The 25,572-nt window shown below is 42.6% G+C and carries 23 protein-coding genes; 19 read left to right on the top strand and 4 right to left on the bottom strand.

Annotation, left to right across the window (positions count from 1 at the left end):
• Positions 1–15: 15 nt before the first annotated feature.
• The 7 genes from J4N40_RS09345 to J4N40_RS09315 all read left to right on the top strand — a co-directional run bounded on the left by J4N40_RS09345 (position 16) and on the right by J4N40_RS09315 (position 7,008).
• Positions 16–1,329 (top strand): TolC family outer membrane protein, encoded by a 1,314-nt coding sequence (locus tag J4N40_RS09345; RefSeq protein ID WP_005377756.1) that lies wholly within the window; start codon positions 16–18, stop codon positions 1,327–1,329.
• Positions 1,322–1,942 carry an OmpA family protein gene (locus J4N40_RS09340; protein ID WP_054574113.1) on the top strand — a complete coding sequence of 207 codons (621 nt, stop codon included), beginning with the start codon at positions 1,322–1,324 and terminating at the stop codon, positions 1,940–1,942. The genes J4N40_RS09345 and J4N40_RS09340 overlap by 8 nt, the downstream gene beginning before the upstream one ends.
• Positions 1,932–2,774 (top strand): type 2 periplasmic-binding domain-containing protein, encoded by an 843-nt coding sequence (locus J4N40_RS09335; protein WP_250654207.1) that lies wholly within the window; start codon positions 1,932–1,934, stop codon positions 2,772–2,774. The genes J4N40_RS09340 and J4N40_RS09335 overlap by 11 nt, the downstream gene beginning before the upstream one ends.
• A 178-nt stretch (positions 2,775–2,952) precedes the next feature.
• The gene (locus J4N40_RS09330) at positions 2,953–3,726 is read left to right on the top strand and encodes a DeoR/GlpR family DNA-binding transcription regulator (protein ID WP_053306490.1); all 774 of its coding nucleotides are present in this window, start codon (positions 2,953–2,955) and stop codon (positions 3,724–3,726) included.
• 11 nt (positions 3,727–3,737) lie between these two features.
• Positions 3,738–4,778, top strand: a complete 1,041-nt coding sequence (locus J4N40_RS09325; protein ID WP_005377752.1) for an oxidoreductase — start codon at positions 3,738–3,740, stop codon at positions 4,776–4,778.
• The gene (locus tag J4N40_RS09320; RefSeq protein ID WP_053306491.1) at positions 4,775–5,245 is read left to right on the top strand and encodes a heme-degrading domain-containing protein; all 471 of its coding nucleotides are present in this window, start codon (positions 4,775–4,777) and stop codon (positions 5,243–5,245) included. Before J4N40_RS09325 ends, J4N40_RS09320 begins: the two co-directional genes overlap by 4 nt.
• Positions 5,246–5,430: 185 nt before the next feature.
• Positions 5,431–7,008 (top strand): sensor domain-containing diguanylate cyclase, encoded by a 1,578-nt coding sequence (locus J4N40_RS09315; RefSeq protein ID WP_053306492.1) that lies wholly within the window; start codon positions 5,431–5,433, stop codon positions 7,006–7,008.
• 51 nt (positions 7,009–7,059) lie between these two features.
• On the opposite strand, the gene J4N40_RS09310 is transcribed toward J4N40_RS09315, so the two are convergent.
• The gene (locus J4N40_RS09310) at positions 7,060–7,617 is read right to left on the bottom strand and encodes a DUF3750 domain-containing protein (protein ID WP_033905229.1); all 558 of its coding nucleotides are present in this window, start codon (positions 7,615–7,617) and stop codon (positions 7,060–7,062) included.
• Between the two features lie 469 nt (positions 7,618–8,086).
• Between J4N40_RS09310 and J4N40_RS09305 the strand changes: the two genes are divergently transcribed.
• From J4N40_RS09305 to J4N40_RS09285, 5 genes are all read left to right on the top strand, one after another.
• Positions 8,087–8,449, top strand: coding sequence for a hypothetical protein (locus tag J4N40_RS09305; protein ID WP_050550049.1), 363 nt, complete (start codon positions 8,087–8,089; stop codon positions 8,447–8,449).
• 35 nt (positions 8,450–8,484) lie between these two features.
• The gene (locus J4N40_RS09300; protein WP_250654206.1) at positions 8,485–8,949 is read left to right on the top strand and encodes a GNAT family N-acetyltransferase; all 465 of its coding nucleotides are present in this window, start codon (positions 8,485–8,487) and stop codon (positions 8,947–8,949) included.
• Between the two features lie 249 nt (positions 8,950–9,198).
• A complete protein-coding gene (locus tag J4N40_RS09295) occupies positions 9,199–10,617 on the top strand; it encodes an SLC13 family permease (protein WP_017634015.1) in 1,419 nt (472 codons plus the stop codon).
• Positions 10,618–10,623: 6 nt separating this feature from the next.
• A complete protein-coding gene (locus J4N40_RS09290; RefSeq protein ID WP_005389108.1) occupies positions 10,624–11,961 on the top strand; it encodes an ATP-binding protein in 1,338 nt (445 codons plus the stop codon).
• A complete protein-coding gene (locus J4N40_RS09285) occupies positions 11,948–12,421 on the top strand; it encodes a response regulator (RefSeq protein WP_250654205.1) in 474 nt (157 codons plus the stop codon). The genes J4N40_RS09290 and J4N40_RS09285 overlap by 14 nt, the downstream gene beginning before the upstream one ends.
• 107 nt (positions 12,422–12,528) lie before the next feature.
• On the opposite strand, the gene J4N40_RS09280 is transcribed toward J4N40_RS09285, so the two are convergent.
• A complete protein-coding gene (locus tag J4N40_RS09280; RefSeq protein ID WP_005377743.1) occupies positions 12,529–14,232 on the bottom strand; it encodes a putative bifunctional diguanylate cyclase/phosphodiesterase in 1,704 nt (567 codons plus the stop codon).
• Positions 14,233–14,719: 487 nt separating this feature from the next.
• On the opposite strand from J4N40_RS09280, the gene J4N40_RS09275 reads away from it, so the two are divergent.
• From J4N40_RS09275 to J4N40_RS09260, 4 genes are all read left to right on the top strand, one after another.
• Positions 14,720–15,937 carry a cyclic di-GMP phosphodiesterase gene (locus J4N40_RS09275; RefSeq protein WP_047102196.1) on the top strand — a complete coding sequence of 406 codons (1,218 nt, stop codon included), beginning with the start codon at positions 14,720–14,722 and terminating at the stop codon, positions 15,935–15,937.
• A gap of 202 nt (positions 15,938–16,139) precedes the next feature.
• Positions 16,140–16,763, top strand: a complete 624-nt coding sequence (locus J4N40_RS09270; protein WP_005377741.1) for a LysE family translocator — start codon at positions 16,140–16,142, stop codon at positions 16,761–16,763.
• A 211-nt stretch (positions 16,764–16,974) separates the two neighbouring features.
• Positions 16,975–18,519, top strand: coding sequence for a YjjI family glycine radical enzyme (locus tag J4N40_RS09265; protein WP_250654204.1), 1,545 nt, complete (start codon positions 16,975–16,977; stop codon positions 18,517–18,519).
• Between the two features lie 22 nt (positions 18,520–18,541).
• On the top strand, positions 18,542–19,423 hold the full coding sequence (locus tag J4N40_RS09260; RefSeq protein ID WP_054574118.1) for a YjjW family glycine radical enzyme activase: 882 nt from the start codon (positions 18,542–18,544) through the stop codon (positions 19,421–19,423).
• A 19-nt stretch (positions 19,424–19,442) separates the two neighbouring features.
• Here the strand turns inward: J4N40_RS09260 and J4N40_RS09255 are convergent, their stop codons facing one another.
• Positions 19,443–20,381 carry a LysR family transcriptional regulator gene (locus J4N40_RS09255; RefSeq protein WP_005377737.1) on the bottom strand — a complete coding sequence of 313 codons (939 nt, stop codon included), beginning with the start codon at positions 20,379–20,381 and terminating at the stop codon, positions 19,443–19,445.
• 411 nt (positions 20,382–20,792) lie between these two features.
• Between J4N40_RS09255 and J4N40_RS09250 the strand changes: the two genes are divergently transcribed.
• Both J4N40_RS09250 and J4N40_RS09245 read left to right on the top strand, forming a co-directional pair.
• On the top strand, positions 20,793–21,563 hold the full coding sequence (locus tag J4N40_RS09250; RefSeq protein WP_005377734.1) for a TerC family protein: 771 nt from the start codon (positions 20,793–20,795) through the stop codon (positions 21,561–21,563).
• 160 nt (positions 21,564–21,723) lie between these two features.
• On the top strand, positions 21,724–22,326 hold the full coding sequence (locus J4N40_RS09245; RefSeq protein ID WP_005377733.1) for a 2OG-Fe(II) oxygenase: 603 nt from the start codon (positions 21,724–21,726) through the stop codon (positions 22,324–22,326).
• A gap of 54 nt (positions 22,327–22,380) precedes the next feature.
• Here J4N40_RS09245 and J4N40_RS09240 read toward each other — a convergent pair whose 3' ends face one another.
• Positions 22,381–23,646 carry an HD domain-containing phosphohydrolase gene (locus J4N40_RS09240; protein ID WP_250654203.1) on the bottom strand — a complete coding sequence of 422 codons (1,266 nt, stop codon included), beginning with the start codon at positions 23,644–23,646 and terminating at the stop codon, positions 22,381–22,383.
• A gap of 629 nt (positions 23,647–24,275) precedes the next feature.
• Between J4N40_RS09240 and J4N40_RS09235 the strand changes: the two genes are divergently transcribed.
• On the top strand, positions 24,276–25,469 hold the full coding sequence (locus tag J4N40_RS09235) for an iron-containing alcohol dehydrogenase (protein WP_005377729.1): 1,194 nt from the start codon (positions 24,276–24,278) through the stop codon (positions 25,467–25,469).
• The last annotated feature ends 103 nt before the right edge of the window (positions 25,470–25,572 follow it).

Here is a 25,572-nt window from a genome sequence, read left to right as displayed (position 1 = left end):
ACATAAGGATATAAGATGCGGCTTAAATCAACGTTATTGGTCTTGTTTGCAGTATCATCGTCGCCAAACGCTTTGACTTTAGAAGAGTCAGTTACGTTATCTCTCGATAGCTCCCCCAGTTTGCTTGCTCGCTATTCTCGCTATGAGTCGATGGTACGAGACCGAAATGCCATAAATGGTTCATTTCTTCCTCAGGTTAATTTGTATGCAGCAGCAGGGTACGAAGGTACTCGATATAACAACGGAAACTACATCGACAGTGAAGATAGAACATTAGAAAGAACGGAGATGGGCGTAAGAATCTCCCAACTGTTATTTGATGGATTTAAAACAAGTGCTGATGTTGATCGCCTATCTTACGAGGCTGAAGCTGAACGCTTGGACTTATTGGCATCTGCGGAAAATGTTGCATTAGATACTGTCAGAGCGTATGTGGATGTTTTACATGCCCGAGAGTTGATGAAACTGACAGAAAGAAACCTAAATGAACACCAAGAGATCTACCGTTTCATTCTAGATAAAAAAGAAAAAGGTTTAACCAGCAACTCCGACTTAGCGCAGGTTTCTTCGCGTGTCGCGACAACACAGTCCTCATTGATTGCCGCCCAAAACAATCTTTCCGATGCTAGAACAAGATTTGTACGTTTGGTTGGTCGAGCGCCGCAAAACTTAGTTGAACCTGTTTACCCGCAGGAGTTGCTTCCGAATAAGCTTGACGAAGCACTCAAACAAGCGGTTAGGTTGCACCCATCCATACAGTCAGCGATGAAAGATTTAGAGGCGGCTCGACATGAAGTAAAAAGAGAAAAGGGGGATTACTACCCAGAGCTCAAGCTTGAGCTGTCAGCCAACAAAACAGACAACGTGGATAATATTGAAGGCATTAACGAAGATGCAAAGGTTATGCTGACGGTCAACTACGATCTTTTTAACGGCTTTTCTACAGACTCCCGAGTGGAGTCATCTGCCTGGCGAGTAGAGGAGGCGAGGGCTATTCGAGCAAATGCAGAACTAGATGCGAATGAAGGTGTAAGGCTGGCATGGGACGCACATACATTGCTTCAACAGCAAATGGAGTTTTTAAAAGTCAACGTTGATGCGGCGAAAGTAACTGAATTAGGGTACATCCAGCAGTTCAATGTAGGGCGACGCAGTTTGTTAGATGTATTAGATGCCAAAGTTGAAACGTTTGTTGCGAGACGGAACTATACCCGAACAAAGTACGATCATTTGGTTGCCACTTACCGTTTATTCAACTCGATGGGGATTCTGACTTATGCGTTGCGAGTTGAGTATCCAGAGAACTGGAAGGAGAACAATAATGGATAAATTCGCAGTGACGAGTCTTCTAGTTTTTATGTTAGCAGGCTGTGCTGAATCACCGAATACGACGTTGACCACTTACCAGTACAACGACCTTAAAGACAATGATAGTGATGGCGTGATAAACCAACGAGATAACTGCGCAGATACGCCAAAAGGTGTCGTTGTTGACAGTGAAGGCTGTGCGAATTGGGTCAACGACTCGCAGACACACCTGATCAGTTTTTTCTTTGCGATGGATGAGCATCAGGTAACGTCATCTCATGATATGCCGCTAAGCGAGTTGAAAGCATTGCTTCAGAGTAACCCAAATGCGCAAGTCATACTGATAGGAGACACAAGCCCTGAAGCGTCACTCGAATACAACAAAGCGTTGGCAAAGAAAAGAACGGCAGCTATACGAGAATTGCTAGTGAGAAACGGCATTCAAGACAATCGAATTGAAGAGCAAGAGTTTTATCAGAATACGGCATTGACGGTACAACTAAAAAAACGGGAAAGGCGCACAATTGCTGTTGTAAACACGAAAGCTGAAAGTACTGAACAAGCGTGGACTATATTTAGTTCGGACAGCGAGTTGACACCTAATTCGAAGTTGGAGTTGAATTATGAAAATTAAAGTCTTGCCTTTCCTTGCTCTAACTTCATGTTTGATTTCACCGCTGGCATTTTCTGACTCTGAGGCTCGAACATCGATTTTTGTCGAACCAGAGATACTAGAAACGATAGAAACATTGATAGATGAGCCAAATGTAAATGTAGCGCTTGCATCTCAGTCTGGTGGTTTTAACGACATGCTAAATGACGGAACCTCTATTGCGATCACATCTAAGAAATGGTCAGATGAAAACATCTCCCGATTTCAACGAGAAAGAGGTCACAGGCCTACACGTTTGTTTTTAATGGCAAACGCTATTGTCGTAATCAATAGTCAAAAGAGTACGGTAGATAGTTTTTCCGTTAGTGAATTGAAACGCTGTGATGCAAATACGTATGCTTTCGGGGAGATGCGTTTAAGTAACCCAGATGTGAGCTCTAATGGTTGTCAATCATCGATTCAAATGCTTGATGAAGACCGATTGAAACGGGCTTTAAGTGACGACTTTTCAGCCAAAGCTTATATGCGATACTCCGATTTTAAATACTCAGAACAGTGGTCGAGCTACAAGGCTCTCTCTGTTCATCATAACGATGACTCATGCTCTTTGAGCACAGATTGCATCTATTCTCTTCGCTATCCACTTTCCGTGGTCTATTACGTTTATATAAATAAACAATTCGACACTAATCAGAAGATCAAAAAATCAAAGCTATTTGAACTCCTTACAACCGACAACAATACACAACAGGTACGAAATGCTGGGTTTATTCCACTACCAAAAGCGCTTATTAAAATAAATAGGGTGAAGTTAGGGCTAGATGAGCCAGTTGTTTTAAACGGGTATAAATAAACTTCATACGCCTAACTATGTGGGCTTGAGTGAACGTACCGTCCTAGGAAGTTTTGCCTTGCTGCTCATTTATCTTTGGTTAACCTTTGGTCAATTGAGTTGGTTGTAAGTGGTTTTGTTGGTAATTTTTCTATTATTGTGGCAAGTTTACTTAAAACCACTTAAGTGAATTTAAGTTATGACACAAGAAGAAAGACTCGTAGCACTCAGAGCGAAGCTGGAGCAGCAAAACAAAGTAACGTTGTCTGAAGTTTGTGAGTACTTTGGTATCTCGCGAGATTCAGCTCGTCGAGACTTAGTTAAGTTGAGTCAGCAACCTGGGTTACAAAGAATACGAGGTGGTGTCATGCTTGCGCCGATCTCTTCCCATACCGAGGCATACGCGAGTCGACCCGTGAGTGACGTTAAACATCGACTGGCTCAATCTGCCGCAGCGTTGTTGGATGAGCGCGACCATCTTGTTATTGATACCAGCACCATTTTATCTCTGCTCCCACTCTATGCAGGAAAAGCGCGTTGTGGAGAAAACAAGCTCAACGTCGTTACTAACAGCATTGATGTGCTGACCGCTGCTGAGACAAACGACACAATGGACGTTTATTTCTTAGGCGGACACTTTGACCCTTATGCCAGAGCAGTTTTAGGGGCGCAAGCAGAGCAGCAAATGCAGCATTATCACGTGAACAAAGCGTTCATTGGCGTGTGTGCATTGTCATCCCGAGGGCTGACAACAAATAGTTTGTTAGAAGCAACAATGAAACAAGCGATGATTGCTCAAGCTCAGCAGGTCATCGTCGTTTGTGAATCCCGAAAAATTGGTAGCGACAATTTCCACCACGTATGTGATTTGTCAAAGATCGACATCATTATTACAGACCATCCCCCTCAATCAGATTTTCAACAACTCCTCGATCACAATGATATTGAATGTATTGTTGTATCACCGAAATAAGGAATCTTACAATGGCTTACGATCCCGTAAAAACCGCTGTGATTGGTTACGGATATTCAGCAAAAACGTTTCATTTACCCTTCATTAAAGCGCTACCAAATTTAACGCTGAGCGCGATAAGCTCTCGTCAACAGGAGGCGGTTCAAAATGATTGGCCAGATGCTAAGTGGTTTTCTGATGCGAATACTTTACTCGATGATAGTGATGCAGAGCTTGTAATCATTACTGCGCCAAATGACGTACATTACGAACTTGCAAAGCGTGCGTTGAACAATGGGAAACACGTCATCGTCGAGAAACCGTTTGTTACTCGTATAGAAGACGGTAATGAACTTATCGCCTTGGCGGAAGAGAAAGGTCTGGTGCTGAGCGTTTTTCACAATAGACGTTGGGATGGAGATTTTCTCACGGTTAAATCTCTTATCGAACAAGGTAAGTTAGGTGATATAAAGCTATTCGAGTCACACTTTGACCGTTACCGCCCTGAAGTTCGTCAACGCTGGCGAGAGCTAGCCCAAGATGGTGGTGGTATTCTATTCGACCTTGCTCCTCATCTTCTCGATCAAGCATTGGTGTTGTTTGGCTTGCCAGATGCGATAGACGCACAATGTCGAATGATGCGCCCGGGTGCGACAACGATTGATTATTACAACTTGATACTTCATTACCCTGAGCATATTGTGCACTTGCATTCAAACTTGTATAGCCCAGAGCCGAATCTCCGCTACAAAGTATTGGGTACGGAAGCTAAATATGAAAAGTTCGGATTAGATCCTCAAGAGGGCTACTTAAAAGAAGGCCGTTTGCCGGAAAACGATGCTTGGTCGGAAGAAGATGAGGCGTTATACGGCGTCCGTTACGACGAAGACGGTGCGCAAACTATCAAAACGGAGAGAGGCGCGTACCAAGCTTACTTTGTTGGTGTGGCAGACGCCATTCGTTTGGGCACTGATAACCCGGTTCCTGCCGCTCAAGCAGTACAGAATATCGCTCTGATTGAGATGGCATTGGAAAGCAGTAAAACGGGTAAAACGATTCAGGTGAAACCATGAGTTTGACGCTTGAACTCGTGGCCCTGCAAGAGCATGAACTTCAGTTGGCGGAATTTAATCACCATATTGCGTGGTCTATCGGCCTCGCTCTAAAAGAAGAGGCTGAAGCTCGCGGCGCGGCTGTTGCTATTGAGGTTTACGGCTTTGGACAAACGCTATTTCAATACGCGATGGCAGGAACCTGCGCTGATCATGTAGATTGGGTCCGTAGGAAGCGAAACTCAGTATTAAGGTATGGCCACAGCTCTTACTATCTTTCTCTGTACAACAAGCAAAAGCAACGTGATTTCGAAAATCAGCCTCATCTCGATGCTCGTGAGTACTGTGCTCATGGTGGCGCGTTCCCAATTCGGCTTTCTGGGTCTGGTTTGGTTGGGGTTGTGACGGTATCGGGTTTACCGCAGTTAGATGATCATCAGCTAGTTGTGGATATATTAAAAACGATGACAGAGACAAAACCCTCTTAAACGCCAAATATGAAAGTAGCACGGTTTCTTTATCGTGCTACTGAATTCTCTTTTTAGCTCATAAAGTGTTCTTTAATGTGAGCAAATATTAACATTGATCCCAACTTACTACCTGAAAATCAAATCAATTTCATATAACCTATACGCTCATTCATATAGAAAGCCTTCAAAGTTGGCCATTGGCAATGTCTTTTAGAAGAAAAGAAAAACTCAATCTTAGAAATCTTATTGTCACCCTATGTGTGTTCAGTGTGCTTGTCACTTTGATCAACGCATTCTACTCGATTTATCGTGTTCAAAGGGATCTCATCATCAATAACACGTTAGAATCAAACCGTGTTTACGCCCAAAAAATGTCTGAAATGACAGACTCTTTCATAGAAAGCTCAATGTCGCAGCTAAAATACAGTGCGAACGTGCTAAAAGACAAGATGCATGACGCTCAGCTTCTTGATAAAGAGGCTGAGAGATTAAGAACGCAAACCAAATCATTTAACTCTGTGGTTGTCGTTAATGCAAAAGGGGTTATTATTTCTGTATCCCCTGAAACACTTCAGGTGAAAGGTGTAAGGTTAGTGGGTGAAAGAAAACGCCAGTCTTTAAACGCTCAAGCACCGGTTGTTACTGAACCATTTATATCGCCAGCTGGAAATTACTTGTTAACCATCTCATACCCTATATTTTCTCACTCTAATGAATATTTAGGTTATATCGGCGGCACTATTTATCTAGAAAAAGAAAATATTCTTGCAGAGTTACTCAGCCAGCACGCATACAAAGATGGTTCTTTCCTTTACGTTGTCGATGAGAGTAACACTCTGATTTATCACCCAGATCAATCGAGAGTTGGTGAAGTAATCGACGATAATGAGGCAATCAAAGCGGTGACGATGGGGCAGAGCGGTAACAAAGAAATTGTTAACTCTCGCGGCGTCGAAATGCTTGCTGGTTATGCACCAGTAAAGTCATCAGGATGGGGAATTGTTGCTCAGCGCCCGAAATCGATGACGTTATCTGTGCTAGATGAACAGATGTGGAATGTTTTCCTTAAGTCGATTCCAATTGGTTTATTAACTTTGTTGCTAATTTGGTTCTTGTCCCTTCTTATTTCTAGACCACTTTGGCAGTTAGCGGGTGCTGTGCGAGGTGTCGAAGAACATTCATCCTCTATCGATGATCTCAAACTGGTTAAGTCTTGGTATTTTGAGGTCTCACATTTGAAGCTTAGCTTTCTTAAAGCATTTGGTATCGTGTCAAAAACCATTGATAAGCTGCAACTGGATACATTAACAGATTCGATGACTGGATTATTGAATCGACGTGGATTAGATAAAGTTCTTGGTTTGTTTAAGCAGGAAAATACCGCGTTCTCTGTTTTGGCGCTAGATATTGACCACTTTAAGAGCGTAAACGATAACTATGGCCATGACGTGGGTGACAACTTACTTAGAGAGTTTGCGCAGTTAATGAAAGACCAAGCTCGCTCTAATGATCACCTGTGTCGTTCTGGCGGTGAAGAGTTTATGATGTTTTTGGAAAAAACAGACGTAAACCACGCTATGGATGTTGCAGAGCGTATTAGACACAACGTGGAACAACATGACTTTCAGGTGGTTGGTAAGGTCACGGTTTCGTTGGGCGTTTCTCACTGGAAAGGCAATGACACACCAATTGAAGCGGTAATGAAAGACGCCGATAATGCACTGTATAAAGCGAAACATAATGGAAGAAATAGAACGGAGTTGGGTGACGACGCACAATAGATATTGCGCTTTATGCTGAACATAAAACGAGCCAGTGACTAATCTTTGCTGTTAATCGCTGGCGTAACCGCTACCAATTGCGCGAAACGGCAAGTTCAGCTCTAATTCTGGAATTTGTTTACCCACCCAAGCCGGAAATGTATTGCTATTTGGCCCTGGAAACAGCGTATATTCTTCAGCCCAAGGGTATTGGTTAATAACACTTTGTATTTTAGGGATAAGCTGGCGGGCCTTTTCACCTTGTATGGAGAGGATCTTTTCTGGTTTTGCACCATACCAATATCGATCTGGCGTCCCAGTTTGGTACTGATATAGAGCGGGTTGTCCGCGATTCACTCTCCAGCCGACTACTTCATACACTGTATATTCGTTCGCATTTTCAGGCTTTATTGCAAACCATGTATGAACGGCAAACCAGCCTCGCCAACCAAACGCGTCTGCGGCGTAAAACTCAATCACAGCATGCTTAACATTGGAAGGATCGGGTGCGATACCCGCAGGTTCTCTGCTAGCGGTACGCCAATCTCCTTGAGTGCATCCACCCAGCATAACCGCGATTGACATGAGCCAAATTTTTACATGGTGAGTAAAGTTGAGAGGGTCTTTCATTTATTGCTCCTAGACCAACCGATGCTGGTAACGCTCTATTGATTTTAGCTATAAAAACGTGGCAAGTCTGATTGTTGAAATCCTCTCCTTATTAAAAGAGAGAGGGAAGTTAGTGCCATAATTCCAGTTCATACGTAATAATAAGGTAAGCCGATTTGTAACATGTGGCATAGACGATGCCGTATTTCTCGATTCATTCGTCTAGTTGCGTATGAAAAAGTAAGAGGTTGTATGTATTCCTTACACGGGCACATTAATTAAAAGCATTAAAAAACATAGGTTTACAGTGGATTTTGACTGATTGAGTGAGTTTGTGACCCTCACATTTGCTTGTTTTGGACGGAATTTTCATCGCTCATCTTTTTGCGCGTTTAGAGTCAGCGTTCAGCTATGGCACAATAGGCGCTCACAGAACAAGTGCTGTTTGGTCATGCAAATAGCAGAAAAATAACTAGAAATAGAATAATTAATGTTTAAATCAAAAAGTATACTCGCATTAAGCATGTTCGCATTTGGCTGTTTTGCCCATCAAGATAGCGAACCAACGTCCGTTGTGCTGAACTATGGTGACTCCTCCATCAGTACTGATATTCAAGCCAATCGAAAATTTCATGTTGTCCGAGACAATGAAAGTGAGCACGTAGAATTTTCCGGCGGAATCATAAAGGAGTATTCCGATTATATTGTGAATGTTCATATCATAAGAAAAAGCAAAATACGCAGATCAAGCCGAGAGTTGAATACAACCGTACTGATGAACAGTGATCAGATTGGGAAGCCTTTAGTGATTGGCATTGAAAATGATGAGTTCACTAGTATCACTTTGCGTTAATGCTTAGTATTTATTGAATAAGAATGAGGAAATTGATGCTCTCAATACGCTGCTATCGCACCGAGGATGCCCCAACACTGTGGGCACTCTTTTACCATACTGTGCGAATCATTAATCGTCGTGATTATACGGAATCACAAGTTTCCGCTTGGGCACCATCAGATTTTGACCTCGATGTGTGGCAACGCAAAATGGACGATATTCAACCCTGCGTCGCGGAGATAGAAGGGCAGGTCGTTGGCTATTGTGATTTGCAAGGTGACGGCTTGATTGATCATTTCTTTTGCCATCATGAATACCAAGGACAAGGTGTTGGTCGTGATTTGATGTCTTTTCTTTTTTCACAGGCGAAAGTACAGGGGATAAAACGACTGTATTCTGAAGTGAGTATTACCGCCCGACCTTTTTACGAGAAAATGGGTTTCACAGTTAAGTCTCGACAACGTGTTGAGGTTAGGGGAGAAACCTTAACTAACTTTATGATGGAAAAGTATATTTAACTTAAATAGTGAGCATTTAGTGAGCTTGAACACAGATATAAAATGTTTTCCAATGTGAAAGCGAGTTCATTGATCTCGCACCAACGTTTTGTTTGAAAACAGTGTACATAATCTTCTCTGGAACGCCATTACCGCATTTCGTCTCTGAAGGCTTAAAAAACAGTCTGAAAGTTTTGGTTTTGCGGCGGGTAATAGCGTTCCAAACGCCAAATGTGTCTGGCTAACCATCTCAGGAAGAGAAGTAGTACTATGCGCCCTTATCTCAAATACGTTGTTCCAACATTGATACCATTGCTTGTTTGGTTAATGCCTCTCTCTGCGTTCCCATTTGATGGCATTACTATCGTCCAGCAAAGAGTGATTGCAATCTTCTTGCTTGCCGCACTTTGCTGGGTATTCGAGCCAATTCCAATCTACGCCACTTCGGTTGTGATCATTGTCCTAGAGCTATTGCTTGTATCAAATAAAGGTATTGTGCTCTTTCGTTTGCAAGAGGGGCAGCCACATTTTGGTGAACTATTACAATACAACGAGATAATGGCGACCTTCGCTAGTCCGATTATTATGCTCTTCCTCGGCGGTTTCTTTTTGGCTATGGCGGCGACAAAGTACAGGTTAGATGTCAACTTAGCCCGAGTGTTACTCAAACCATTTGGACAAAAACCAAAGTTCGTTATGCTGGGGTTGATGCTGATCACCGCTGTTTTTTCCATGTTTATGTCAAACACCGCAACAACAGCGATGATGTTGTCCATTTTAACCCCTGTGATAGCGGTTTTCGGGCCTAAAGACCCAGGTCGAATTGCATTCGCTTTGTGTATTCCTGTTGCGGCCAACATTGGTGGCATTGGTACTCCAATCGGCACACCACCGAATGCCATCGCCCTAAAATATTTGGTTGGTGACAACTTAATTACGTTTGGTGAATGGATGGTATTTGGTGTGCCATTCGTTATTGTGATGATGGCGTTAGCCTGGTTTCTGATTGGCTTTTTGTATAAAGCCGAACAAACCACCATCGATCTGAACATTAAAAGCAAGTTTTTGAAAACACCCAAAGCAATAATGGTTTACGTCACCTTTGCCGGCACGATTATTCTTTGGTTGATGGGTTCTGCACATGGAATGAATTCTTACACAGTAGCATTAATTCCGGTCGCAGTGTTCTCATTGACGGGCATCATCAACAAAGAAGACTTGAAGAAAATCTCTTGGGATGTGCTTTGGTTGGTGTCAGGCGGTATTGCTCTGGGTCTTGCTCTAGATAAAACCGGGCTTGCGAAGCTGGTGGTACACAGCATTCCGTTTGATCAGTTCTCGCCATATGTTGTCTTGTTTGGTGCGGCTTTCTTGTGCTTGTTAATGGCAAACTTTATGTCGCATACAGCCACCGCAAACTTGCTGATGCCGATTATGGCTGCGCTGGGTACTTCTATGGCTTCGCTAACGCCTCTCGGCGGTGAAGTTACTCTGATCTTGGTCGTGACATTTGCCGCTTCACTCGGTATGTCGTTACCAATCAGTACGCCACCAAACGCGTTAGCTCATGCAACAGGGCATGTCGAGAGCGGCCAAATGGCTCGTATCGGTGCCGTGCTAGGCGTGATTGGCGTATTACTCAGCTTTGTGATGGTGTGGATTTTACATACTGTTGGGCATATTGGATAACCCACCATGTACGAAACGAAGTTAGACGCGTTAGTACAACGCTATTTTAATCACCTTGAACGCCGATTAACGGTTTTATCCGGGTCGGTGCTTATTGAGCAAGCTGGCTACAACGATCGCTTGTACTATGTGCTGTCGGGAGAACTGGCGGGGTATTACGCGGAAGATGACAAGAAACCGATTCAGGTATTTTCTGCGTCTCAAGGTGCGTTTATTGGCGTACACAGTTTCTTTTCTGGTACGTGGACTGCCTCTTCGACAGTGATTGCTCAAACCGATGTTGAATTGGCTTGGATACAGCGTGATACGCCCGCCGTGGAAGAGGCGACATACGGACCATTGACGACACAATTTATGCCTGTGATGGTTAACGAATTATCTCGTCGTCAACGGCGTGCAATGCAAGAGGCATTAGCTAAAGAAAAAGCGCTACAAAAGCTTCATACCGCAGAGCAAATGACAACGTTGGGGCAGCTTGCAGCGGGTATTGCTCATGAGTTGAACAATGCGATAGGCGTTGTAAGCAGTAAATCAGAACGGCTAGAGACAGTTATCATGGAACTGCTTGAAGAAGTTCATCCGGAAGCGAGTCAATTTTTTGATTTTGGTTTAATGCAAGGGCAGAAAGTCTCTTCTAGCGAAGCGAGAAAGCGGGGGCGCCACTTCGAAAAATACTACGGTTTAACCAAGGAGGTTGCTCGTGATCTTGCGCGAGCCGTTCCAAATAACTTCCTTTCAGAACATTGGCTAAAAAGACCAGAAGAAGCGATACGTTTCTGGCAAATGGGGCGAGATCTCCATGACTTACGCATCGCTTCTAAACATACCGTTGGCATTGTGCGATCCGTAAAACAATTGGGGCGCACGGATATCGACTTGGATGAAGCGATTAACATCAATGATTCAATCAATCGCGCCTTGGCTCTATTGCAAAGTGACTTAAGACGAGTGAGTGTTCGTTTTAGCCCTGCGGATTTACCTGCTTTTATTGGTTCTCAAACCGAACTCGTCCAAGTTTGGGTAAATATATTAAAGAATGCGTGCGATGCACTTGGTGAAACGGAGAAACCCGGTATCGAAATACATACTCGGGAGAGTAAGGGTAAAATTTTGGTCACGATTGCTAACAATGGACCAGAAATTGATGAAGCGACACGTAGAAAAATTTTCCGGCCAAACTTCACCACTAAAAAGGGGGGATTGTCGTTTGGTTTAGGGTTAGGTCTGTCGATTGTGAAGCGCATTATCGCCGGATATAACGGCTCTATTGTGGTAAAGAGCGACAGTGAAAAAACGATTTTTAGAATCAAGTTACCAGTAGAGGGTGAACATGGAGAAGCTTAATGTAATTTGCGTTGATGACCAACGAGAGGTACTAAGCGCGGTTCTACAAGATTTAGAGCCGTTAAATCAATGGTTGAATGTCGAAGACTGCGAATCAGCAGGTGAGGCTCTAGAACTGATGGATGAATTTGATGCAGAAGGCGAGATGATCGCATTGATTATTTCCGATCATGTGATGCCAGGTAAAACGGGAGTAGAGCTGCTGACCGATGTATCAAAAGACGGTCGTTTTGGCTTTACGAGGAAAGTGCTTCTTACCGGGCAAGCGACGCACACCGATACGATTAATGCGATCAACTCCGCAGGCATTGACCGCTACTTTGAAAAACCATGGCAAGCAAGCCAATTAATAGAGTGCGTTAGAAACTTGGTGACCCAATATATCTTTGATGTGGGCTTAGATTACACTCAGTATCACGAACATTTAGATCAGAGTGTGGTGTTTGAACGTCTACATTAATCGGGGGACATTAAGCTTGTTTTCGTCACGGCCAGTTAGTGTCTGAAATCTATAGTGAATAGTTCAGCATGTTTAACGTGGCCGTGCGGAATATTGCTCTAGTATGCTTAACTCAACGAATAGCGGCTTGCACTGGCAACAGAAAGTGGCTTAGAGAACCAATAACCTTGCAGATAATCGACGCCCATTTCGGTAAAAAATTCACACATTTTGGCGTCTTCAATTCCTTCAATCACTACTTCAATATTATTTTCCTGGCACATAGTGATAAGAAACTTCAGATATTCTTGTGAAGAGCGGTTGGTTAGTGTTTTCCACGCCATCGACCTATCAATTTTGATTTGTGTCATCGGGAGGTCGAAGAAGCTATTTAATGAACTGTAACCAGATCCAAAGTCATCCAGAGAGAGTGCAAATCCTAGTTCCCTGAGGGTATTCAGAGGGGCAATGGCTGTCTGATTATTATCCAAAATAAACGTTTCTGTTAGTTCCAAAACAATAGACTCAGGATCGACACCAACCTCATCCGCCATGGCTTTAATTCGCGCAGGGAATTCACTGTTCATTAACTGAAGTACAGAAACATTCACGTTGACACGAACTTGGTTTTGGTAACGCTCACGGTAGTTTTTGATAAATTCGCACGCTTTGGCAAAGACTTGATATCCGAGTTCGACAATCAAACCTTTGTTCTCTGCAACGGGGATGAATTCGTCTGGATAAATTTCGCCAAACTCTTTGCTACGCCAGCGAACCAGAGATTCGAAGCTCACTACTTTTGAGCTTTTGGCGTCAATAATTGGCTGAAACTTAACGCTTAATGTCTGTTTTTCTAGTGCACTTTTTAGACCTTGTTCAATAAAGAAATAACGGTCTACGGCATGCTGAGTTTTCTCACTGTAAACCGCAACACGGTCTTTATTCTGCTCGCTTGCGTACTGACAAGTTCGTGCTGCTTTACGTAATATTTCCTCTGCTGAGTGACTTGGATCTATGCAAGGATACAAACCAATACTAATGTTACTTCCTAAGTATTGGCCCTCTTCAATCACTGCCTCGTGGTAGGTTTCCTTTAAACTTTCGGCATAACTTTGCAGCGTTTCTACCGAGCATTCATCGTGAATCAAAATCGCAAAGTCATCATCATGTACGCGATATACAGAACTATTTGGAGAAGGTAGGTGACTGAGAGTTTGTAGCAATTTTTCCACTAACCCATCGACCAACTCGCTGCCATATTGATTTAAGTAAGATTTAATCTCTTCTATCTGAATGTAACAGATAGATGCACAAGAATCGGTGGCTCGCACACTATCTTCAATATCCAGCAAGAGATGGGCGCGATTAGCCATACCTGACGCATTGTCATGAAATGCGACTTGATGAATGTAGCTTTCCATCAGCTTGCGTTCAGAAATATCACGGTGGCTACCAACCATATAATGACCATGTTCTGTTTCTTTGGTCATGGCTACGCCTTCAATCCAGACGTACTGTCCATTGGGTTTACGCACGCGGTAGGTCGTTGTGACTCTCGTGTTGTTGGTAATGATGTGAGCATCGACCCGAGTGGAGAGTCTTTCTCGATCGAGAGGGTGAACAAGGTCTAACCATTGCTCTAAGCTGATTCGACCAGCGTTGATACCAAGCTGCTCATAAAAGCCCTTGTTATAAAATACCATGGTGCCAAACTCATCCATGTAAAAGAGGCCTTCGTTAAATACATCGAAGATATGAATGAATCGTTCTTCGACGATTTTTAGGAACTCTCGGTCACTATCTGAGACTTGTTGGTCAAATATGGTGGTCAAGATATTTCCTCCTCGAGCCTTTTAGCATCAGAGATGAGTGTTGGGGTTGATAACATAGAGTTGATCTGCTGGCGTACATTACAATCACAAAAGTGTCAGTTCAAATTGTTTGGCTATCATTTTATGCGCTACTAGGTTAATAACATACTAAGATTAGGCGGCTAATCATCGACATTTATAAAAAATAGTCAACAGTAAAAATCATTTATAAAATACAGTTATTGATGCCGTCCGCAATCTATAAATATTTATGAATAATTATCCTAAAGTTATTTTCAGTTGTGTCGGTATCAATGTGCTGTTTTCTAACGTCATTTTTATATATGCTATCTTGGATAAAACCATAATAACAAAAAGGACTTAATGAGCGCGACCGATTATTAATTGACAGGATGCTCATTAATTGTAATCAATTCAAATTTATTATCACGCCAAGTAATCAAATCTCTTATAATGCGGACGTTAATATCGAGTAAGCCTTCTTTATATGCAGTACGATCCGAAAAATTCAATCAAAATTGCGCTCGCTGATATCGGCGTTGGTATGTTTGTCACCGCGATAGAGCACAACAAGCGCGTCAATTTAGCCAATGCGGGGCGAATATCTAGCCCTGAAGGCATTAAGAAGCTTGCTACAAGTGGCGTAAAGTATGTTTGGGTAGATCAAACATTATCTTCGCAGCAGTGTGTCTTCAAGCCTGTAGATGAATCAACTGATGCCACTAAAGAGACGAGAGAGCAGAAACACTCAGATTTTAAGAGGGGTCAACGAACTTATCGTTCGAGAGACATCCAACACAAGCGAGCCAAAAAGCTGATCGCCGAAGCAAAAGATTTGGCGCAAAAACTATTGAATCAAACTTTTGAAGGAAAAATCATTGAAGTTGATGAAGTAGAAGCTTGGGCTGACGATGTCATTGAAAGTGTTTTGATTGACTCAGATGCGTTGCAGTGTGTCTCTGCACTCCGAAAAAAAGACTCTTACTTATTGGAACACTCCGTCAATGTCGCTTGTCTTTTAGTGTCATTCGGTAAGTACTTGGGCTTGGATAAGCCAACGCTAAAACAGCTTGCTGTAGGTGGCATTATTCATGATGTAGGTAAAATTAAAGTCGATGATAAGATCTTGCACAAGCCAGCGAAGCTAACGCCTGAAGAATTTGAACATATGAAGCTACATCAAGTGTTCGCAGGTGAGATTATCCTTCACGTAAAAGGGCTTAGTGACGTAAGCCGTGATGTTTGTTTGATGCACCACGAGAAGTTAGATGGCAATGGTTATCCTAGAGGCTTGAAGGGGGATGATATTCCAATTCACGGCCGTATGAGCTGTATTGTAGATATCTACGATGCGCTAACGGCTGATCGCTGTTACAAAAAAGGCATGAGTTCTGCCGAAGCGTTTAAAATCTTGTTGAGTCTAACGCCATTTCATTTAGACGCCGACTTAGTTTACAAATTCATTAATTGCATTGGGATGTATCCCGTAGGCTCCATTGTCGAGTTGAACGATGGGCGTGTTGGTATTGTTTGGTCTTCAAATGAATCTCAAGCATTAAAGCCAGAAGTGAAATGTTTCTACTCCCGCAAGTATAAACGATACATTGATGTCACGATGGTGGACTTAAAAACGAGTGCGTACAAAATTGAAAGAGCGATCGCGCCTTCATCGTTAGAGATCGATCCTAAGCCTTTTTATGATTAAGAGAAATAGATAAGCTTATACAACAGGCTTTACATCCTTGCATGTAGATCGTATTTTATTTGCATAACTATCTATTAATTTTTTCTAAGTTATTTAGATGCAAGATGGTGATTAAGACCTCGGCTTCATGGATAGAAACCGGGCGATAAAATAGTTCTATACACAATGGGCTATAAACCTCATTTTGCTGGAAGGGATGCCAATGCAAATAGATACATGGATTTTTTACACTCTTGCCATTCTCGTGCTCACAGCTTCACCAGGACCAAGCTCACTGTTGTGTTTAAGTAAAGGAGTGAGTAGTGGGTTTCGTATTGCTTTCATGACTGCACTTGGCAGTTTGTCTGCGATTACGATCATCCTTACGCTCTCATTTACCGGGCTGGGAGTTGTCATTGCTTCATCTGAGTTAGTTTTTAATATTATCAAATGGTGTGGTGCCGCTTATTTAATCTGGTTAGGTATTCAAGCGTTGCGCTCATCTCAGACAGATTTTAATAAAACGGCAACGACTCAAAGTTCCGCGACAGCGTTCAGCGCGTTTACTAGTGGTTTCATTGTTGGCGCTAGTAACCCCAAAGCGATAGTCTTTTTCACCGCTTTGTTTCCTCAATTCATTGAACCTTCCGCACCGCTACTGGCTCAATACGCGATTTTCGCGTCTACATTTGTGGTTTTTGAGCTTAGCTGGCTAACATTTTATGCATTGTTAGGGGTAAAAGCCTCCGATTGGTTGTTTGTCGCTGGAAGAGCGAAGTTGTTTAATCGTTTGACTGGTGGAGTATTTATTGGTGCAGGCGTGATGTTGTCGACGGCAAACCGATAAATAAGACAGACTTCGGTACGCAGTTAGGTTTCCCATATAGTAAGTTGGAATGCGCTAATTTAGCTTTGTCTTATTTCCAGAATGGAAATAGGCGTTTTGTTTATTTTCATTAGTGGCAACAGCCAAGCAGGAGTAAAATCACGTTACTCTTTAGGGGTAGAGCTCGTATTTTGTCTTGTGGGCTTGTGGTTACTTTGTAGGAATATCTTAGATGACAAGCCTTTCTAAACTACAACAACGTTTTCTAGATATCGCGACCGACGTCTGTCTTTCTCCAAAACAGAAGTCGAGTTTTTTAGCTTTAGAGGCGGAAGCGTGCATTCCTTACATGACCGTATCTCCATCACTGAGACAAGCAATGGATGAAGGCATCATCTGCGATATGTTTGAAGGTCATGCACCGTTTAAACCTCGCTACGTGTTGCCTGATTACGCTAAATTTCTATCGCAAGGCTCAGACTATCTAGAGTTGTCTCCGGCTGATGATTTCGATGATGCGTTGAACATGCTGACCATCATTTACCATCATGTTCCTTCGGTAACGAACATTCCGGTTTACTTAGGTCAGTTAGATGATGTCTTGTTGCCTTATATAGGCGACCTAACAGAGAGCCAGATTTACAAAAAGTTAAAACATTTTTGGATCATGCTGGATCGCACATTGCCAGATGCGTTTATGCATGTGAATGTCGGACCGACAGACAACATTATTTGTCGCACTGTTTTAAAAGTAGATGCGGAGCTCAAGCAGATTGCACCGAATCTCACCTTTATGTACGACGAGACAGTTACGCCTGATGATTTACTTCGTCAAGCGACACAGAACATTTGTGAATGCAGTAAACCGCATATCGCCAATTACCCAATGCACGCGAAAGCCTACAACGGCTCACGCTTTGGTATTGTAAGTTGCTACAACTCGCTTCCATTAGCAGGTGGCTCGAACACATTGGTGCGAATGAATTTAAAAGAAGTTGCAAAACGAGCATCAGACTGTAACGACTTCTTAAACAGTGCGTTGCCTTCTTACCATCGATTAATGGTCGAGCTCATAAACGCAAGAAGCACGCACTTGCATGAAAAATCGAACTTCTTTCAAGGCTTTTTGACGCAAGAAGGGTTGATAAAAGAGTCCTATTTCGCGCCAATGTATGGCGTTTACGGCATGGCCGAAGCGGTAAACCTTCTATTTGAAAAAGAAGGGCAAATAGGGCGATACGGAAAAAATGATCGAGCAAATACTTTTGCTCATGATGTTTCAGCAACACTGGCTAAACTGGTGGACTCAACCCCGGTGAAATATGGTTTAGATGGCAAAGCGCTCTTACATGCACAAGGCGGCATTAGCTTAGATCATGATGTTACGCCAGGTGTACGTCTGCCTTATGGTGCTGAGCCAGACCCTGTCACTTATGTACAAGCAACGACGAAGCATCATCAGTATTATCGTGCGGGTATCAGCGATATTTTGACGATTGATGAAACGGTGAAATCTAACCCAGAAGCGATGTTCAATTTATGTAAAGGGGCACTAAATGCTGGTTATCGTGAGTTTACCGCGAATGTCACTTCAAATGACTTAATTCGCGTGACAGGCTACATGATCAAACTTTCAGATGTTGCGAAATATGATAAAGAAGGTTCGAGAACCAACACGACGTTTCTAGGTGCAGAAGCAGCAAAAAATACCAAAATTTTAGAACGCTCGCCACGTGTGGTGAGTCATGAAGTAACACCGACTTACACGCAGGCATAAGTTCGGTTTAGGAAAGAACAAGATGTCTAGACGAAGTGGAAGCCTTTTGGCAAAAGTCACTCGTATCCTTCCTTTCTCTTGTGTTGATGGGCCAGGAAATCGTCTAGTCATCTTTCTACAGGGTTGTAACTATCAGTGTTTGAACTGCCACAATCCTCACACGATAAACCATTGTAATCATTGTGGTGAGTGTGTGAGTGAATGTTCAGCAGGCGCATTGAAGTTCGACGAAAACAACAACGTTGTTTGGCTTAAAGAGGAGTGCACCCACTGCGATCATTGTATAGAGATATGTCAGAACCAATCTAATCCAAAAATTACTGACTACTCTGTAGTAACAATGCTCGATTTGATACGCAAACATCGCTTTTTCATCAGTGGTGTTACTGTATCCGGTGGGGAATCTACCTTACAACTTCCTTTCATTATTGAGCTGTTTAAAGGGATAAAACAAGATCCTGAATTACGGCACCTCTCTTGTTTCATCGACAGTAACGGTTCTTTAGCGGTTGCTGGTTGGCAGCGTATTCTACCTTTTCTGGATGGCGCAATGATCGATTTGAAAGCGTGGCAGACGGAGACGCATCAGTGGCTAACTGGGCGTGATAATCATCGTGTATTTAAAACCCTTCAGTACCTAGTTGAACACGAAAAATTGTACGAGGTCCGCTTACTGCATATTCCCCAAAAAAGTGATTTAGATATAGAAATCGTAGCAATTGGACGTTACTTGAGTACTCTTCCTGAATCGGTGCTTATCCGTTTAAATGCCTTTCAGCATCATGGAGTAGTGGGGGAGGCGTTAACTTGGGATATGTGCTCTCATCATGATATCAAACGCTTAAAATCAGAGCTTCGATGCTACGTGAGTAACCCTATCACAGTGCCGACAGTACTCACGTAGTACCGTTGTTTATCTATGCTTACGCATCACAGGCATCTAACATGGCGCAAGCGTCGAGTAATTGTTGCTGTAACCATTTTAAAGCGGGATCGTTTAAGCTCGCTTTGTTCCAAACGAGGCTGTAGGCTACTTGCCCGTAATCGAATGGAAGAGCTTGCTCAACCAAACCTTTTGCTTGCATTGCCGCTCTTGCCCAAAGCTTGGAGCATGTGAACAAGTAATCCGAGTGCTGACACATCACCGCAGCTGAACCAAAGTCGGCTACACGCATGGCCAAGTTTCGTTTTGAATGCCTTTGGGTGAGATTTTGCTCAAAATAAGGTTGTGACAGATCTTTATCATGAATACCGATGTGTCTTGCACAAAGGTAACTTTCAACAGATAAGGGTTGCTCAGCGAGTGGGTTCGATGCTCTCATTAAGCAAACCATTTCGTCTTTCAAAATGGTTTTCCAGACCAAGTCTTTATTTTGTGTGGGTGGTTGGCTGAGATCGTGAGGAAGCAACAAAAAATCTACTTGACCTCTTGCTAATGCATCGAAGCTCATTTCCTCTTTCGCATGGACATTCAAGTGCGCGTGATTGCTCAGTTGTTGGGACAAGTGCTGTAGAACTGGCGCAAAGAGCTCAAACGAACTTTCACGCATTGCTAATGAAAAACTACCTTGATAGTAAGCCGGATTAAAAGAGCCTTGATGTAATAACCCATTCATACTGGAGAGTATGCCATGGATTGACGGGCCTATATGCAGCGCAAATGCTGTCGGCACTAAGCGAGTGCCATCACGGTAAAAAAGGTCATCCTTTAGCGTTTCGCGCAACTGTCCGAGCGTTTTACTGACGCTCGATGGTGTTACACACAAGCGTTCTGCCGCAAGTGTGACGCTGTGAGTGGTTAACAACATATGTAAAACAGTTAGATGTTTAAGGCTTATACGCGAAAGAGCAATGTAGTCCATAAATAGCATGGTTTCTTATGATTTTTGGCAGTATATCAGCATGAAACAAATTTTTACTATTGTTTATCTCGGAAATACGCCTGTTTCTCTTTGAGCTCAATGCATTTAATGGGTTGCATAAGGATTGATGGTGCTTATAAGTCTAGAAATTTATCTTATTTTTATTGGACTTTAATGCTTTCATTTATTCAATTCTAAAGCTTCTATGTAATTTTAATCAATTTGGAGGAGTTGATTGATTTGTACACGAATTAAACTTGTTCCTTGTTAATTAAAATAGATATTGTTTTGTTGATTGTTTGGTGATTTACTCATGCTCCCTCAGTAACAAAGGTATAAATAATTAATGGACGACCCCTTTAGTCGACAAAACCCTTCACCATATGTCTTCTTATTATTGGAGACATGCTCATGCTAGAACTTTTTATGCAACCAGAAGCTTGGGCTATTTTCGCCACTTTGTTTGCGCTTGAAGTTGTCTTAGGCGTTGATAACGTCGTTTTTATCTCTGTCTTATGTGAAAGACTGCCGCTGCACCAACGTAAACTGGCAAGAAACCTTGGTATTGGTCTTGCTGTTATTGCTCGTATTGGTTTAGTGTTTTCAATCTCTTGGATCATGCAATTGACTCAACCGCTATTTTCTTTGGCGAACCAAGCGTTTACCGGAAGAGACGTCATCATGATTGCGGGTGGTGCATTCCTCTTGGCTAAAAGCCTGAAAGAGTTGTGGAGTTGGTTAAATCACAACGAGTCGGCTCACTCAACTCACGCCCGTACTGGTTTAGCGGTAGTTCTGTTGCAGATTGTTGCCGTGGATGCTGTATTCTCGATGGACTCGGTGATAACCGCCGTTGGTTTGACAAGTGATGTCCCACTTATGGTCGCAGCGATTGTTTCTTCTGCTATCGTGATGGTCATGACAGCAGAAAAAATCAATAACCTGGTGTCGTGTTACCCTGGTTTTAAGACACTTGCTTTGTTATTCCTCGTTTTGTTAGGTGGTTTATTGATGGCAGAAGGCTTCGAAATTCATATCAACAAAGGTTATGTGTATTTTGCGATGGCATTCGGCTTAATTCTGGAACTTTGTCATATCCAGTTAAAAAACAAACAACGCCCGACTATTAAACGTCTTAGTCCGTTGCGAGTTCATCCAACCAGATTAGAAGCTCGTCAATAATAAAAGATATTGCCGCTCATATGAGCGGCATTTTTATATTCGTCATCACCTATTTTTACTCTCTTTTTATTTTGTTGTCGTTTCGACAAAAAATCGCATTTGTTGTGAGGTTGAAGATTTTTTATATAGACCGCCCAACTAATATGAGTGAACGACAATAATGGATAAAATGATCGATGCGTTAGCAACCCATGGCTACTACATCTGGGATGATTTTCTTTCTGAACAAGAAGTGGCTCAATTACGAGACTGCATTCCAAGTAACTGGAAAAAAGCGCGTATTGGTCGTAATGACGATGTGACTCGTATTGAGTCAATTCGAAGTGACAAAATTCAATGGTTATCGCCCAATATGGGGCACGCGGTTACTTCTTACTTAGATAAGATGGAAGAAATACGCCAAGAAGTGAACCGTCACTTGTTTCTGGGGCTTTTTGAGTATGAAGCTCACTTTGCCAAGTACGAGGAAGGGGATTTCTACCAAAAGCATCTAGATTGTTTTAAGGGCAATGAAAACCGTCGATTGACAACCGTTTTTTACATGAACGAATCTTGGACGGAAAAGGATGCAGGTGAATTGGTGGTTTACGATCTAAATGATAATAAGATAGCAACCATCCCTCCTCAATCGGGACGCTTACTTTTATTCTTATCTGAGCAATTCCCGCATGAGGTTTTACCGACCAATGCTGAGCGTTTCAGTATTGCAGGTTGGTTCAGAATCAATGGTGTGCGAGACAATGTACTTGATATTGCAAAATGATTGGTTTGCAACCAGCATAAAATCAGCAAAGGGCGTAGCTACGCCCTTTATCGATTAAACATTAGTTGATAGCTCGTAACACTCGGTCATGTTTCGCTCTAGCACTGCATAGACGTCAGAACAAAGTTCTTGTTTAGCGACTTGCTCACCCATAATCGCGGCGATTTGTGCTTGAGCCATTCGTCCTCGGTAGGGCCGGTCCTGAGACAGAGCTTGAAAAACATCGGCAACCGCGACAATACGCGATGGTACATCGAGTTCGTCTCCTGTTTTATGATAAGGATAGCCAGAACCGTCCAAACGCTCGTGATGATTAGAGGCCCACTCCGCTATTTTAGCGTTGGGAAACACTTTGTGTAATGCGAGCTGAGTATCAATTGTATGGCGTTTAATACGCGTATACTCTTGTTTATTAAGAGAGCCTTCTTTATGAAGAATCTCATCTGGTGTTTTTAACTTTCCGATATCATGCACCAACCCAGCAATAAATAACATCTCTTGGTCGTGCTCACAAAACCCAAGCTTGATGGCTAGATACCGAGATAACTCCGCCACTTTTTGCGAATGTTGATAAGTAAATGGGCTTTTTGCGTCAACAATTCGAGCGATAAACATGCCCAAACTATTCATATCTTGGATGGTGAGCTGTTTTTGAAGCCAATCAATGCTTTTAAAGTTTAATCCGATGGTTTCTATATTTTCAGACTCCATCGCGAACCAAAATGCGTCGGTCATAACGAGCTTAACCATTGCCTTAGCCATGTCTGGATTAAACAAAGTTCCAGCGTTTGCCATGATGCATTCTGCAATTAGTTCTTCATGAAGTGTGACAATGTCACAGTGGCAGTTCATGACGTATTTGGAACGCATAAAATCGAGACGATCGGCTAAATAGAGTAGGGCAGCGACCTCTTTTTCAAAAGGCGGTAAATCAAGATATTTTAATTCACTCCAATGTGTATGGTGGTAAAGAACAGGTGTAGCAAACTGACGCAACAAACGACACTGCTTGAGGCTTCGGTATCCTCTTAAGCAATGTGTTTTTACATCTTGTGGCACCAACTCCTCAAGTAACATTTTATGTTCTTGTGTTTCGGAGACCCCACAATCGTGGATCATCCCTGCGAAGTAGCAAAACTCCGCTTTTTCTGGTTCCCAGTTCATGACCCGAGCACATTGGTAAGCGATGTAAGCGACACGATGGCTATGGTGCGTATCATCAACACCGACACAGTCGAGTGCTCGAGCAACCCAGATAAGTGCTTGTTTCAGATCGACTTCAAAGCCCATGTCCGTATGGGAATGGCAAGAATGATTCATGGTTTATACCGACATTGCTAATTAGCCCACGCTAAACCCAAATCAGAAGGTGATAGGAAAAATTGGGTACGACAGCGAATAGACCCCAAAAAGGTGGGCGTTTAGACATAGTTTTGATTATGGGCGGGATAATAATCCTAGTTGCATAATAATATCACCTGAAGCTCATGGTTAAGAGTCAGATATTTGAACTAAGTGTAAGTTTTGAAAGATTATTGTTGCTCTTGTTGACTTATTTGAAAACGACAATAAATCATGATGTAACGCATTCTTATTTTTATTTTTGTAGATCGTGTTCGGGCTCAACCAGAGACACACGGTATTGATGTCTGATTAACAGAATTCATATTGTTGCTTTTGAAGGCAAAAAATAAGAAGACTTCTTCGAGGCTTGCTCTGTAACTAACAGAGTAATAGGGAAAGCAGCTTGTTAACTACATGACAATAGAGCGTCGTTGAAAACATTTTCTCTGTAGCTCATGTCGTTGAGGGAAGATAATAAAATGGTACGGTTTCCCAGCGATGCTAGCCCTTTTAGTGAGATAAGTTTATTGAAAATGTGTGATTGCAAAGTAAGCATAGGTAGTAAAAGTAGCTAGAATGATAGCTCTAAATGAAAAGGACTTCGTATGTTGAAGCATCGTTTATATCGGACTTACACCGCAGGGTTAAAAATAGCAGCCCTTATCCTTCCTATGCCGAGACCAACCTTGTTTTCCGGCCCTGGTTCGATGAATGAGCTATTAGAATCGATGACCGAGCTGGGATTTAAACGCGTTTTGTTAGTTACCGACGAAGGGTTAGTCCAAGTCGGTATTGTAGATAAGGTGCTTGAGGCTGCAGCACAACTCGATTTACAGTTAGATGTTTTCTCGCAAGTTAAGCCCGATCCTACCTATGATCAGGTAGAGAGTGGTCTAGAGGCTTATCATCGTTTTCATTGTGAGGGCATATTAGCTTTGGGTGGCGGCTCTGCAATGGATTGTGCAAAAGTTATCGCTGCGAAAGTTACCAATAAACGGCCAATAAAAAAATTAGCTGGACTATTGAAAGTATGGCGAATGCCAGCGCCGCTTTTTGCTATTCCAACAACGGCTGGAACCGGAAGTGAAGTTACTATCGCTGCGGTCGTGTCAGATCCCTCCTCACACATTAAAACCCCTTTAATGGATCCAAAGTTGGTGCCACTAATGGCAGCTTTAGATGCGAATTTAATGATTGGTTTACCTCCTAAGATCACGGCTGATACTGGCGTTGATGCATTAACCCACGCTATTGAGGCCTATGTATCGAAAAACGCTACTCAAGAAACGATGGCTTATTCGGTTGCCGCTATTAAACTCATTTTTAAATATCTTCCTAGGGCTGTGATGCAAGGGGATGATGTCGAAGCTCGTCATAAAATGGCTATGGCATCCTATTACGCGGGTTTAGCATTTACCAAAGCGAGTTTGGGTTATGTTCATGCCTTTGCTCACACATTCGGTGCGAGATATGGAATACCTCATGGTATGGCAAACGGATTAGCCTTGTTGCCTGTGCTGCGCTTTTCATTATCAGAGATTGAGCCTCAACTAAGAAAGCTCGATGAGTTGACGGCCGAGGGGCAGTTAGGTAACGCAAGTGCTCAGCATTTTTTGGCGAATCTGGAGTCCTTGTTTTCAACTATTGATATTGAGCAAACCAGTGCGCTCATTCAACGTGAAGATGCTGATGCGCTTGTTGATTTAATTCTGAAAGAGGCGCACTGGAATTACCCTGTTCCCAAGTTCATGAACAGGGAAGAATGCACACAGTTATTGTTAAATATCAGCAAGGCGTAAATTATAGTTTACATGTGTGGTTTTTTATCCTTACACTTTGCTTGATCTTCTGCTAAAGATCCTACAATATCGACGGCAATACAAATATGGTGTTGGTTTCGGT

The sequence above is a fragment of the Vibrio sp. SCSIO 43097 genome (assembly GCF_023650755.1).
Lineage (GTDB): Bacteria > Pseudomonadota > Gammaproteobacteria > Enterobacterales > Vibrionaceae > Vibrio > Vibrio alginolyticus.
The sequence above is the reverse complement of the archived record's forward strand: the minus strand, read 5'-3'. Positions and strand labels throughout refer to the sequence as shown.